Here is a 13,488-nt window from a genome sequence, read left to right as displayed (position 1 = left end):
GCAAGAAAAAAAATTGCAACTTTTGGATTTAATGCATTGGTCAAAAATCCCTGCCTAAATATTTTCAATGTGTCTTCAGACCTTATATTTTCTGTTTCTTCTCTAATTTTTCCTTTTTCCAATAACATCCTAATCCCTAAATATATTAAATATAACGAGCCTATAATTTTAACAAAAGAATAAACAGTTGCAGATTTAACTATCAATGCAGAAAGCCCAACAGATGCCATAAATGTATGAAACAATATCCCTGACAATATGCCAAAAGCTGCCCAAAAACCTGCTTTCTTCCCTTGGGAAGCACTATACTTTAGAATATAAAACGTATCTACCCCAGGCGTCATGTTGAGCAAAATGCTCGCAATAATAAAAGTCTCAAAATTATAAATCCATAACATTGATTAGCCCCTATAAAAGTCCCCACTTTTTTATAAAATTATCATCAATATCAGTCAAACCTCGATTTTTAAGGCTGTCAAGGACACTTTCTGTACAAAGCACATCATCAGGCCATCTTCTCGGAAAATTATCAATCTTACCCTTGTTTGTGCCGTCAATACCAACCGTATTTTCATAAACAAAAATATCCCTGTTACTGTCAATATTATTGACAACCCGCCACAACAACATATACGGATTATCTATGTCATTGATATCGCTATCAACAATTATAAGGATTTTAATATATTTAAACACTCCTTTTAAATCTTCAAAAAGGTGCTGCATCTTTCGTGCTTTTTTAACTGCAATGATACACAGAGGATTTTTTGTATCAGTATAATATTGCCGCAAATCAACCACATCTTTTACAATCCCTTTAATCTTGTTCAATAAAATCTCATCGTTTATTATTTCAATCTTATCATCACTGATTTCTTCTCCCGTACAATCAACACCTAATTTTCCGCCAACAGCAAACTCATCTGAGCTGTGGTCAAGAGCATCAACAACACCTTTTGAAATAAGCATATTTTTAATTTTAAACCTATTTAAGATATAAGGAATAATCTCCTTGCTTCGTAAATCCGGAGCATTTTCACCCACAAAAATTGCATGCTTTACAAAGCTCATCTGCCCTACCCCCCAAAAAGCATGCATCACCTGCTGAGCATGACCTGGATAAAGTGTCTTTATTTTTGCAATGATTAAATTATGAAACACTCCATTTTCAGGCATATAATAATCTATTAAATCCGGCGTAGTCGTCTTTAATAGGCGCAAAAAGATTCTTTCAGTAGCATAGCCCATATATTTATCTTCCAAAGGGGGCTTTCCTACCACTGTAGCAGCAAATACGGGATTTTTCCTTTGAGTAATTGCAGACACCTCCAAAAAGGGATACTCCTCTTCAAGAGTATAATATCCGGTGTGATCCCCAAAAGGGCCTTCTACTCTCAATTTAGATGGGTCAACAAACCCCTCAATTACATAATCCACGTCATAAGGCACATAAATATCGTTTGTGACTGATTTTACAAGTCTTGCACTCTTCTTTTTTATAAAACCATAAAGCATAAGCTCAAATACACCAATGGGAAGAGGAGCTTGACCACACCAAATATACAAAGGGTCACCCCCTATTGCAATTGATACAGGCATCTTTTTACCTGCCTTTTTATATTCATGAAAAAAATGATTACTATCCTTATGAATCTGCCAATGCATCCCCAAGGTATAATCATCATACACCTGCAGGCGATACATACCGAGATTGTTCATTTTCCCGTCAAGACTTTTTGTATAAACCTGCCCCATCGTTATAAACGGGCCACCATCTTTTTCCCAAGTAGTTAAAATAGGTAAATCGCTCAACTTAGCATCTTTTCCCAACTTTACTATTTCCTGACATTCCCCTTTTTTATTCAATCTTTTTGGAAAAACAGTTCTAAGAGCAAAAAGGTCGTTAAGCATCGATATTTTGTCGGTAAACTTTAGAGGCGGTTTCATTTTTATTAATTTTTCAATACTTTCAGCAATTTTATCAACATCACCTATAAAAAGCTCAACTGCCTTATAGTTACAAAAAACATTCATCAAGACAGGCTCAATAAATTTTTTACCACTTTTCCTATCCACTACATTTGTAAAAAGAAGAGCCTTGCTATCCTCTTTTTTCACCTCAATATATGCAAGGTGAGCAGCCTCAAGATAAATATTCACTTCACTGTCTATTACTTTCAGGAGATCATGCTCTCTTAATTTTTCAATAACTTCATAGCTATTCATATATTTTCTCCATCAATCATTTATCTTTAAATTCCAATTTTCTCCATCAAAAACATACTCGACACTTTCATAAAATTTGTCAACACACCCTTGCCAAAATTCAAAATATACAGGCTCAATAACATAACACCTTATGTCCTGCATAGAAATATTTTTAAATCCATTTAGATTAAATCGTAGATTATCAAATTTTGACTCAACTATCCTTCTGAAAGTAACAATATCGCTTTTGACCGAAATCCAATCCCCTTTTTTTAACCCCGAATCTCTTTTAAAAAAGGTTTTTATGAGCTCTGTCGTGGAAATGCTTTTTACAATTCCCTCAACTCTGACCTGCCTCTCAAGCTTAAGCCATGCAAAGTGAGCTGAAACAAAGCTATTTTCATTAATCTGTCTGACTTTCTTAGTATCAGTATTTGTAAAAAATAAAAAACCTTGATCATCATAGCTTTTAAGTAAGACGATTCTTTGGGATGGTCTTAAATCCTTTCCTACAGTTGCAAGAGTAAAGCTGTTTGGCTCAAGTATATTATTATCTACAGCTTCCAAAAACCAATTTTCAAATAGGGTAAAAGGGCTACCAGGTAAATTTTGTAAAATACTCATTTTTCCTCATAGAGTTTTTTAAGTTATTTTGCTATGATAAAAAAAAGAAAGGTTTGTAGCAATAACTTTGTTTGACAAAATAAAAATTATAAATAAATCGGAGATAACAAATTGGGCATAGTAACTGACATATCGATAATACTTATTGTGGGGTTAATCGGCGGAATAATAGCTCAGCAGCTCAGACAACCTTTGATATTGGGCTACATTTTAGCTGGGATTATTGTTGGGCCTTCAACTACTTGGCTAACCATAACTGATACACATAATATCGAGCTTCTTGCCGAAATCGGTGTCGCACTCCTGCTTTTTGCGCTCGGGATAGAATTTTCTTTAAAAGAATTAAAACCTGTAAAAAAGATAGCGCTCATCGGTACACCTATTCAGGTTGGCTTAACTACACTTTTTGGCTACTTATTGGGACAGTTTTTCGGATTTGATAAAGTAAACTCAATCTGGTTTGGAGCGACAATTTCTGTTTCAAGTACAATGGTCGTGTTAAAAACATTAATGAGACAGGAAAGGCTTGGGACACTCTCAAGTAGAGTAATGATTGGCATGCTTCTGGTGCAAGATTTGGCAGTGGTGCCGATGCTTATCATACTTCCTCAGCTCAATAATCCACAAAATGCTTTAAGTATTTTAGGGTATGCAGGGATTAAAGCAGCAGTGTTTTTAGTATTTATGTTTTTTCTGGGGACAAAGATTGTTCCTAAAATCATTAAATATGTTGCAAGCTGGAATTCAAGAGAATTATTTTTGCTTTCTATTACCGCTATGGGGCTTGGTATCGGCTATATTTCATACATTTTCGGGCTTTCTTATGCCTTTGGAGCATTTGTTGCAGGAATGGTTTTGAGTGAATCCGATTATGGACATCAGGCCTTAAACGATATTATCCCTTTGCGTGACCTTTTTGTTTTGTTGTTTTTTGTGTCGGTAGGTATGCTTTTTGACCCGAGCTTTCTTATTAAGCATTGGAAAATGGTAATAGCAGCAGCTGTACTTATTTCCATAATCAAGGGCACAATATTCTCAAGTCTTGCACTTATATTTAAATATCACAATGTAGTCCCTTTTGCACTTGGGCTTGGTCTTTTTCAGGTAGGTGAATTTTCATTTGTGCTTGCAAGGGTAGGTATCAGTACAAACTCAATATCACAAGATTTATATTACCTGATTCTAAATACAGCTATTATTACCATGGTGTTAACACCTGTCATATCTAACTTTACCGCTCCTTTATATGCGTGGAGAAGAAAATCAAGCAAAAAAGAGCCTCTGCACACTATAAGTATACCTAATGATGAAATTTCTGAACACATTATTATTGCCGGAGCAGGAAGGCTTGGAAACTATATTGCAGAAATTTTATCAAAATTTGAAATAGATTTTATCCTTATAGAAATGGATTATCGGAAATATGAAAGCGCCAAAAATAAAAATTATCCTGTTATTTACGGTGATGCTTCACAGGAAGTTATATTAAAAGCTGCAAAGGTTGAAAGTGCAAACTTGATGCTTATTACCGTCCCAAATATTATCATAAGTAAAACAATTGTTGAACAAGTGAAAAAACTTAATCAATCTCTTCACACTGTTGCAAGAGCAAGCAGTATCGAACATTTAAAACTTTTAAATGAGCTTGGAATTTATGAAGCTGTCCAGCCTGAATTTGAAGCAAGCCTTGAAATTGCAAGGCAGGCACTTATACACTATGATATTCCAAGGTCTGAGATTCAAAAATTTACTGACTTGGTAAGAAGAGATTTATACTCTTCACTTTATGAAAATAAAGATAATTACGATGAGCTGACAAACCTTCAGCTTGCTTCCAAATTGTTTGATTTAACATGGTTTAAAATCCCTGACAATAGCTCCCTCTCCGGTAAATCAATCAGTGAGCTTAATATTCGCAACCTGACAGGTGTGTCAATAATTGGAGTTTTGAGAAAAGGGGCACTAATTTCAAACCCTGACAAGGACTTTATCTTCTCAGCAGGTGACAATATAGCAATAATTGGAAACAGCAAACAGATAAGCGATTTCAAAAAAATATTCGTAGTAGATTAAACTATAAGAAAGAAAACTATTAAAGTTGGTGAACTTAAAGTCAGTCTATATTTTCATCCCTGTAAATTCTAAACGCATTCCATGTCTGATAAACACTCATAAGCTCTATAGAGTTGATATTAACATGCTCCGGAAGTGTGGCACACCAATACACCGCTTCAGCGATATCTTCTGAAGTCAAAGGCTTTGTATTTTCGTAAACTTTATCAGCCCTATTTTTGTCCCCTTTAAATCTGACTGTAGAAAACTCGGTATTTGCCATGCCTGGCTCAATGTTTGTACATCTGACCTTTGTCCCAAATAAGTCATTTCTTAAATTTCTTGAAAATTGTGCGACAAAAGCCTTTGTGCTGCCATAAACATTACCCCCTGGATATGGCCAGCTACCTGCTACTGAGCCGATATTAATAATATGCCCCTTGTTCCTTTTTACCATAAAAGGCAATATTGCCCTTGTGCAGTAAACAACACCTTTTATATTTGTATCTATCATTCTTTCCCAGTCTTCGATATTTGTCAGGTGGGCAGGCTCAAGCCCCAGCGCAAGTCCAGCATTATTAACAAGTAGATCCACATCCTTATGTCTCTCAAAAACTTTAAACACAGCATCTCTGTCTGTGACATCCAGCTCCTCAAAACCACACCCTTTTTTATCTGAAATATCTTTCAGTCTTTGAGCCCTTCTCCCTGAAATAATCACATCGTGGCCATTTTCAATAAATTTGTATGCTATCGCCTCACCAAATCCTGATGTTGCACCTGTAACAAATACTTTCATCTTTTACCCCTTATTTTGATACAAAAAAAGCCGACTTTCGTCGGCTTTGTCTTATTTACCATCAAACAGTGACCATGGCCCTCTATTTTTGGAAAATTTTATAGCATCATCCTTTTCTACACCGGTATAGTCATTTCTTACTTTAAACATCTGACCGGGAAATATAAGATCAGGGTCTTTTATTTTGTCTTTATTAGCCCAGTAGATAAGTGGCCACATAAATGGGTTCATATATTTTTTATCAGAAATTTTCCATAAACTGTCACCTTTTGAAACTGTATACATTTCAGCTTCTTTTGCCTTTTCAGCCTCTGCTTTCAACATAGCCTGTTTGATCTCTTCAGCCTTCGCAGCTGCTATAGCTTCCTTATTCTTCTTCAGAAGCTCTTCAATTTCAGCCATAAGTGCTTTTGCCTCCTCAGGCTTACAATCGTCTACATAGGCCTTCGCTCTGTTGTACTTTTCAGTTAATTGGGTATACGTAACTGAAGAATACTTAGTGGCATCCCCTTTCAAAGCCTCAATCTCTTTCCCATATTCTTCAAGCTTCATAGCAACTTTATCATTTTCTTCCTTTCTTTCCTTAGCAATTTTTTCAGCCTCAGCAGCCTTTGCTTTAGCTTCATTCAGGCTTGCTTCAGCTTCATCGTAATATTTTCCTTTAAATGTATGATTCTTAGCTTCTTCCATCTTTTGTTCAGCATTTTGAAATGCCTTGTTTGCCTCAGCATATTCGGCTGGAGCGCATTTCTCAGCATTATAACCCTGAGCACCTTTAAGTGCAGCCTGAGCATCATCATAAGCTTTCATAGGTGGTTTTGCACAGGAAACAGCAAACGCCAACACTGAAACTACAAGTAAAATTTTGGTCACTCTCTTCATAACAACCTCCTTAATTCTTTCTGAAGATAACACACATATAGCTACTTGTCAAACCATTAATATCATTCTTTTTCCAATATATCCACCTTGATGTAAAGCTCTTTAAGCTGTTTTTCATCCACATAATTAGGGGCATCGGACATTAAGTCAGTTGCTTTTTGTGTCTTTGGAAACGCAATAACATCCCTTATAGAATCTGCTTTACAAATAATAGAAGCTATTCGGTCAACACCAAATGCAATACCTCCGTGAGGAGGAGTCCCATACTTAAGTGCTTCTATAAAAAATCCAAACTTCTGCTCGCACTCTTCTTTTGTGAGCCCCAGGGTATCAAACATCTTTTGTTGTATGTCACTTCTATGTATCCTAATACTTCCTCCACCTATCTCGGAGCCATTAAGCACAAGGTCGTAAGCCTTTGCTCTTATTTTGCCAGGGTCAGTATCAAAAAGTTCTACATCTTCATCAAGAGGAGCAGTAAATGGGTGGTGAACAGCAGCAAATCTTTTTTCCTCCTCATCCCATTCAAGAAGAGGAAAATCAACTACCCACACAAAAGAATATTTGCCTTTATCAATAAGGCCAAGACGTTTACCAAGCTCAAGTCTAAGTTTTGACATATAAAGGTTAACTGTTTTCTTATCACCAGCACCGAAGAAAATTATATCCCCGGGCTTGCCGTCCATCTCTTTGATTATATTATTTATAGTATCTTCACCAAGAAATTTTAATATAGGAGAATTCATGCCTGATTCTGTAATCTTAATATATGCAAGCCCCTTTGCACCAAGTGACGTAACAAAATTTGTCAAATCATCTATGTCCTTTCTGGAAAAATCGGAAGCTCCTTTTGCATTAATAGCTTTTACAACCCCTCCGGATTTGATGACATCTCTGAAAACTTTAAATTCGGTATCTTTAAGCAAATCGGTAATTGTTTTAAGATGCATCTCAAATCTTGTATCGGGTGCATCGTGTCCATACTTTTCCATAGCATCGTCATAGCTCATTACAGGAAAAGGGGTTTGAATTTTAACGCCAACAACTTTGTCAAATATCTCTACAAAAAGTCCCTCAATAAGCTTCATCAAATCTTCTTTATCTATAAAAGACATTTCCATATCAAGCTGTGTAAATTCAGGTTGTCTGTCCGCCCTTAAATCCTCATCCCTGAAACATCTGACAATCTGAAAATACCTTTCAAAGCCTGATACCATCAAAAGCTGCTTGAACATCTGAGGAGACTGTGGCAGTGCATAAAACTTACCGGGGTTTACCCTGCTTGGCACAAGATAGTCTCTTGCACCCTCTGGTGTACTTTTTGTCAAAAATGGGGTTTCAATGTCAAGAAACCCTTTACTGTATAAATACTCTCTGATAGTCCTCGTAAGTTTGTGTCTTGTAATTATGTTATTCTTAAGGGAAGGTCTCCTCAAATCAAGGTATCTGTATTTAAGCCTGATATCCTCCCCGATATTTACGGCATCTTCAATTAAAAACGGTAAAGGCAGTGAATTGTTTAAAATCTTAAGCTCGTTAACAATCACCTCAATCTCACCTGTTTTCAGTTTTTCGTTAACTGTTCCTTCAGGTCTGTTATCAACCTTACCTTTTACAGCTATCACATATTCACTTCTAATATTTTCTCCAAGCATGTGAGCATCGTTACTTATTTCCGGATTCAAAACAACTTGAGTAATCCCTTCTTTATCCCTCAAGTCTATAAATATAACTCCGCCGTGGTCCCTTCTTCTTTGAACCCACCCCATTAATATTACTTCTTTGCCAACATCTTTTCCTGTTAATTCACCGCAACTATGCGTCCTTCTCCAATCACCCATATGCGTAAGCACTGTGTCCTCCTTTATGCTGTCTGAGCCTTTAAATATTCAGCTATTTTTTCTATTTCAACCTCATTCTGAGTTGAATTTTTCATATTCTTTATTGTAACAACACCTTTTTTCAATTCATCTTCTCCAAAAAATATTGCAAACCTTGCATTCAATCTGTCGGATTTCTTCATCTGAGATTTTATTGAAGAGGTCTCATAGTCAAACTCAACAGAAAAACCATCTTTTCTGAGTTTATTTATCACAGGTAAGACGTTGTCAAGACTTTCCTTGTCAAATATCACTGCAAATAGGTCAATTTGTTCTTTCAGTCCAAAATCTTTCTGCATCATTATATCAACAAGTCTGTCAACCCCTATCGCAAATCCAATACCTGGCACATCTGGCCCCCCAAGGGTCTTTACAAGACCGTCATATCTACCGCCTGCACCAACTGCACTGCTTGCACCAAGAACATCAGTTGTCATCTCAAATGCTGTTCTCACATAATAATCAAGACCTCTGACTATCTTCGGATTAACAACATATTTTATTCCCATAAAGTCAAGATATTTTTTGGTGTCGTTAAAGTGTTCATTACATTCACCGCAAAGGTTATCTATCATTAGAGGCGCAAGGCTGGTAATACTCTTGCAGGATTCAACCTTGCAGTCAAGAATTCTCAGCGGATTTGTGTGAAGCCTTCTCTGACAGTCACCACATAATAATTCTTTTTTATCACCGAGATAATCTACAAGCTTGTCCCTGTATGAAGGCCTGCAAACAGGGCAGCCAACACTATTAATTTCAAGTGTAAGATATTCAAGTATATCACACTTTTCAAAAAAAGAATAAAGCAAATTTATAACATCAGCATCCGTCAATGGTGAAGTACTCCCAAACACCTCAACACCAAGCTGATAAAACTGTCTGAATCTCCCCTTTTGTGGTCTTTCTCTTCTAAACATAGGCCCGTAGTAATAATACTTTTTAACACCGGGTGGATTATTCAAATTATTCTCAATATATGCCCTGACCAGTGAAGCAGTGCCTTCAGGCCTTAGTGCGAGTATTTCCTCATTTCTGTCTTTAAATACAAACATCTCTTTTTCTACAATATCAGTAGATGAACCAATCCCCCTGTCAAACACTTCCACCCTTTCAAGTATAGGGAGTTTAAACTCACTAAACCCAAAACTCCTGAAAGCCCTTTTTGCAATATCTTCAACAAGTCCCCAATAGTTTGCCTCAACACCAAAAATATCTCTAAATCCCTTAACTTTCCTGAACAAATTGCCTCCAGACATATACTTATTCAAACACGAAATTACCAATTAATACACTTTGTATGAAGTGTCAACTGTATAGTATATTAATTATCGTATCTTTCCTTAACAATTGCCACTATCATATTGCTAACTTCCTCTATATTTGACTTTGCCATATTGATTGCAATATGGTAGTGTTTCAAATCTGTCACATCCTCATTGTAGTAATGCATTATGTAATTAAACCTTTTTTTCTCTATTTCCTGAATCATTGTCTCAGCTGTTTTTTTGTCCACTTTTTCCCTGTTTGCAACCCACAATATTTTGGAGTCCATATCTGCATAAAGCCTTACATGTATTGCGTAGGGCTCATTTTGCAAAATAAATTGTCCTCCCCTGCCTACAATTACAACATTCCCTTTCTTGGCAAGCTTTCTAAAAACCATTTCTACAGTATGTTGATATCTTTCGCTATCAAAAGTCATATCCTGCTTTATATTTTCCTGGAAAAGACCTTCGTCATCTTCCAGCTTTAACCTGCAGTATTTAAGCTCTTCATCTTTCATATTGAAAATGTCCTTAAAAACGGATAGATCAATATACTTTGAAAGCGTTGCTTTTAAATTTGAATGCTTTTCCTCATCATAACCTTCAACCACACTCAAATCTGTAGATGTAAGTATGGAAACATACTCAATGATTTCCTTATTGATTATTTTATAATTCAGTTTTTTTGCAATTCGCTCCGCCACATAATCCCCGGCACATCCAAATTCTTTTGAAATTGTAATTATCGCCATAATAGCTCCCCCAATAAAGTTATATTAAAGTTATTTTTAATTTTACCAATCATATCACCAATATTAATTTTTTTTTCAGGGTGAATATAGTAGGGACAAATTTCTCTCAAAGGCCATAAGAAAAAACTCCTGTTTTCCATATCATAATGGGGCAAAGTCAATTGTTTGGATTTAAATATCTGACCATCAAAATCTACAATATCGATATCAATAATCCTTTCTTTCCATCGCCCCGTATTTACCCTTCCCATTTTTCCTTCAATCTTTTTCACAAAATACAATAAATCCAAATGTGAAAAGTTGGTTTTTATAAACACAGCGCAATTAAAATATCTTTCCTGTTCGTCCAGAAGCATGGAATCTGTGCCATATACGGATGAAACTTTAATTATACCACACATATTGGCAATATATTTTACTGCCTGAGCAAGATTTTTGGATTTATTCCCAATATTTGAACCAATGTTTAAGACAGAACAAAACCTGCTCATATCTAACTTTTAGATTTCACCTTATTGCCTATTTCAGCCAAAACTTCCGCAAAGGTGGGGTGATTGAATATAAACCCGGATATATTGTCTATCTTGATTTCAGCCTCTATAATCAGAGTAAACATTGAAACAAGATCAGAAGCACCTTTTCCAATGATGTGCGCCCCAAGCACCCGCTTTAAATTTTTATCATAAATAATTTTCACAAACCCCTTATTAAATCCGATTATCAGTGATTTTTCAAGGTTGTTGTATGTATATTTTATCGAAACCGGCTCAAATCCAACATTAATTGCTTCCTCTTCCGTATATCCCACAGAAGCTATTTCAGGATCCAGATAAGCTACCTTAGGTAAAACTTTATTTTTCTGTACGGGACGGTTTAAGATGGCCGAGAATACAAGTTCGGAAGAAAGATAAGCCCAATTTACGAGCATAGCTTTGCCAGTAGCATCCCCCACCACATAAATATTACAGTTTGTTGTTTTTAATTCATCATCCAAAACAATCATCCCATCTTCTATTTTTATCCCTGCATTTTCAGGGCATAGAAAGTCTATGTTGGGTTTTCTCCCAATGGCACAAAAAACAATCTCAGACTCAATTTTTTCATCATTTTCAAGGAATAATATTGTTTTATTCCCTATTTTTTCTATGTTTTGAACATTTTTATTAAAATGAATCCTGATACCGTCCTTTTTTAAAGAATCTTCGAGCCTTTTTGTAACTTGCTCATCAAAGCTTCTTAGAAGCCTGCCTTCTTTCTCTATAATCTGCACTTCACAACCAAGTCTTTTAAAAAATGTTGCATATTCCAGCCCTACAAAACCACCCCCAAGAACAGCCACGGATTTTGGAATTTCTTCGAGGGAGAATATGTTAGAAGGGTAGTAAAGTTTACTGCAGTTGATATTTTTTAAAGTTTTTTCTACTGAACCGGTTGCTATTACGGCCTTTTGAAATTTTATCTCATCAGTTTTATCTTTGCCAATAATCTCTATTGTATTTTTATTTTTAAATCTTGCCCTGCCTTCAAGAATTTTTACATCAGCCTCTTCAAGCTCTTCCCTATAGGATTTAACAAGTTTGTTTCTTATACTTTCAACATTTTTTTTAACTTTTTTAAAATCGACGTCAAAACTTTTTTCTTCTTTTAAATTAAGAATCGGAAAGATTTTTTCTTTGAAGCTATTAAAAAGATAGCTGTAGTACAAAAAGGCATTTGACACCACACTTCCTGAGTAGGAGTAGTTGCCCCCTGTTTTTTCGTCAACGATATAGACATTATACCCTTTGCCTGAAAGTTTCAGGGCTGTACTGGTGCCAGCAGGGCCGGCACCAATTATTACAATATTTTTTTGAGACATTATTTTTTAAGCACCGAGTTTTCCGGCAAGGCTTTTTATTTTATCAGCCATGTCGGTTTTCTCCCATGGAAAAATATCCCTGCCAAAATGCCCATATGCAGCCGTTTTCTTATAAATAGGCTTTCTCAAATCAAGCGCATGCATTATTCCGTTTGGAGTAAGATCAAAAAGCTCTTTTACTATCTTTTCTATCTCGCTGTCAGGAATAATCCCTGTTTCAAATGTGTTCACAAATATTGATACAGGCTTTGCAACTCCTATGGCATAAGCAAGCTGAACCTCGCACCTTTTTGCAACACCTGAGGCCACTATATTTTTTGCAACCCACCTGGCCGCATAAGCAGCACTCCTATCAACTTTAGACGGATCTTTTCCGCTAAAACATCCACCACCATGACGACCACTTCCACCATATGTATCAACAATTATTTTTCTCCCGGTCAAACCGCAATCCCCCATTGGACCACCAATAACAAATCGACCAGTAGGGTTTATATGATAAGTTATATTCTCAGGGTCAAGAAGATGTGCCGGCACCACTTCCTTGATAACTTTCTCAATAACATCCTCTTTCAAATCCTTCATCTTGACATCAGGGGAGTGCTGTGTGGAAACTACCACCGTGTCCACTCTCACCGGTTTAAAACCTTCATATTCCACTGTAACCTGTGATTTACCATCCGGTCTCAAATATGGCAAAATATCCTTTTTTCTAACCTCTGACAATTTCATACATATCTTATGGGCAAGCATTATAGGTAGAGGCATTAGCTCCTCTGTCTCATCACAGGCAAAACCAAACATAAGCCCCTGATCACCCGCACCACCGGTATCTACCCCCATGGCAATATCAGGTGACTGTTTATCTATTGTTGTAATTACCCCGCAAGTTTCATAGTCAAAACCATATTTTGCCCTTGTATAACCTATCTCTCTAACTGTTTCTCTCACTATCTCAGGAATATCAACATAAGTCCTTGTAGTGACTTCTCCAGCGACTATTGCAAGGCCAGTTGTGACCATTGTCTCACAGGCAACTCTTGAATATGGGTCATCCTTAAGCATTGCATCAAGAATCGCATCACTTATCTGATCAGCCACCTTATCCGGATGACCTTCAGTAACTGACTCTGAAGTAAATACAAATTTTCTCTCACTCATTACTTTC

The 13,488-nt window shown here is 36.3% G+C and carries 12 protein-coding genes; 1 reads left to right on the top strand and 11 read right to left on the bottom strand.

The features are described 5' to 3' along the window. From ACTCAF_RS07555 to ACTCAF_RS07545, 3 genes are all read right to left on the bottom strand, one after another. Positions 1-398, bottom strand: a 398-nt coding sequence (locus ACTCAF_RS07555) for a LysE family translocator (RefSeq protein ID WP_463062687.1), incomplete at its 3' end; no start/stop codon positions are given. Positions 399-408: 10 nt separating this feature from the next. Then, complete coding sequence (locus tag ACTCAF_RS07550) at positions 409-2,226, bottom strand: menaquinone biosynthesis decarboxylase (RefSeq protein ID WP_463062686.1); 1,818 nt, start codon at positions 2,224-2,226, stop codon at positions 409-411. A 12-nt stretch (positions 2,227-2,238) separates the two neighbouring features. Next, positions 2,239-2,832, bottom strand: a complete 594-nt coding sequence (locus tag ACTCAF_RS07545; protein ID WP_463062685.1) for a pyridoxal 5'-phosphate synthase — start codon at positions 2,830-2,832, stop codon at positions 2,239-2,241. Positions 2,833-2,943: 111 nt separating this feature from the next. On the opposite strand from ACTCAF_RS07545, the gene ACTCAF_RS07540 reads away from it, so the two are divergent. After that, positions 2,944-4,905 (top strand): cation:proton antiporter domain-containing protein, encoded by a 1,962-nt coding sequence (locus ACTCAF_RS07540; RefSeq protein ID WP_463062684.1) that lies wholly within the window; start codon positions 2,944-2,946, stop codon positions 4,903-4,905. Positions 4,906-4,945: 40 nt separating this feature from the next. Here the strand turns inward: ACTCAF_RS07540 and ACTCAF_RS07535 are convergent, their stop codons facing one another. From ACTCAF_RS07535 to metK, 8 genes are all read right to left on the bottom strand, one after another. Then, positions 4,946-5,683, bottom strand: a complete 738-nt coding sequence (locus tag ACTCAF_RS07535) for an SDR family NAD(P)-dependent oxidoreductase (protein ID WP_463062683.1) — start codon at positions 5,681-5,683, stop codon at positions 4,946-4,948. Between the two features lie 51 nt (positions 5,684-5,734). After that, positions 5,735-6,565 carry a DUF4398 domain-containing protein gene (locus ACTCAF_RS07530; protein ID WP_463062682.1) on the bottom strand — a complete coding sequence of 277 codons (831 nt, stop codon included), beginning with the start codon at positions 6,563-6,565 and terminating at the stop codon, positions 5,735-5,737. A gap of 62 nt (positions 6,566-6,627) precedes the next feature. Continuing rightward, on the bottom strand, positions 6,628-8,406 hold the full coding sequence (gene aspS / locus ACTCAF_RS07525) for an aspartate--tRNA ligase (RefSeq protein ID WP_463062689.1): 1,779 nt from the start codon (positions 8,404-8,406) through the stop codon (positions 6,628-6,630). A gap of 23 nt (positions 8,407-8,429) precedes the next feature. After that, complete coding sequence (gene hisS / locus ACTCAF_RS07520) at positions 8,430-9,686, bottom strand: histidine--tRNA ligase (RefSeq protein WP_463062681.1); 1,257 nt, start codon at positions 9,684-9,686, stop codon at positions 8,430-8,432. A gap of 80 nt (positions 9,687-9,766) precedes the next feature. Beyond that, a complete protein-coding gene (locus tag ACTCAF_RS07515; protein WP_463062680.1) occupies positions 9,767-10,462 on the bottom strand; it encodes a cytidylate kinase-like family protein in 696 nt (231 codons plus the stop codon). Then, positions 10,453-10,953, bottom strand: a complete 501-nt coding sequence (gene folK, locus ACTCAF_RS07510) for a 2-amino-4-hydroxy-6-hydroxymethyldihydropteridine diphosphokinase (protein ID WP_463062679.1) — start codon at positions 10,951-10,953, stop codon at positions 10,453-10,455. The genes ACTCAF_RS07515 and folK overlap by 10 nt, the downstream gene beginning before the upstream one ends. A gap of 2 nt (positions 10,954-10,955) precedes the next feature. After that, positions 10,956-12,320, bottom strand: coding sequence for a dihydrolipoyl dehydrogenase family protein (locus ACTCAF_RS07505; protein WP_463062678.1), 1,365 nt, complete (start codon positions 12,318-12,320; stop codon positions 10,956-10,958). Between the two features lie 6 nt (positions 12,321-12,326). Then, positions 12,327-13,481, bottom strand: coding sequence for a methionine adenosyltransferase (gene metK / locus ACTCAF_RS07500; RefSeq protein WP_463062677.1), 1,155 nt, complete (start codon positions 13,479-13,481; stop codon positions 12,327-12,329). Positions 13,482-13,488: the final 7 nt, after the last annotated feature.

The organism is Deferrivibrio sp. (assembly GCF_055117995.1).
Note: the sequence above shows the minus strand (reverse complement) of the source record. Positions and strands in the feature narration are given on the sequence as shown.

Bases quoted from the DNA above. Each gene is read 5' to 3' on its own strand.
- ACTCAF_RS07550 (WP_463062686.1), bottom strand. From the start codon at position 2,226: ATGAATAGCTATGAAGTTATTGAAAAATTAAGAGAGCATGATCTCCTG.
- ACTCAF_RS07535 (WP_463062683.1), bottom strand. From the start codon at position 5,683: ATGAAAGTATTTGTTACAGGTGCAACATCAGGATTTGGTGAGGCGATA.
- ACTCAF_RS07505 (WP_463062678.1), bottom strand. From the start codon at position 12,320: ATGTCTCAAAAAAATATTGTAATAATTGGTGCCGGCCCTGCTGGCACC.
- folK (WP_463062679.1), bottom strand. From the start codon at position 10,953: ATGAGCAGGTTTTGTTCTGTCTTAAACATTGGTTCAAATATTGGGAAT.
- metK (WP_463062677.1), bottom strand. From the start codon at position 13,481: ATGAGTGAGAGAAAATTTGTATTTACTTCAGAGTCAGTTACTGAAGGT.
- ACTCAF_RS07530 (WP_463062682.1), bottom strand. From the start codon at position 6,565: ATGAAGAGAGTGACCAAAATTTTACTTGTAGTTTCAGTGTTGGCGTTT.
- ACTCAF_RS07545 (WP_463062685.1), bottom strand. From the start codon at position 2,832: ATGAGTATTTTACAAAATTTACCTGGTAGCCCTTTTACCCTATTTGAA.
- aspS (WP_463062689.1), bottom strand. From the start codon at position 8,406: ATGGGTGATTGGAGAAGGACGCATAGTTGCGGTGAATTAACAGGAAAA.
- ACTCAF_RS07515 (WP_463062680.1), bottom strand. From the start codon at position 10,462: ATGGCGATAATTACAATTTCAAAAGAATTTGGATGTGCCGGGGATTAT.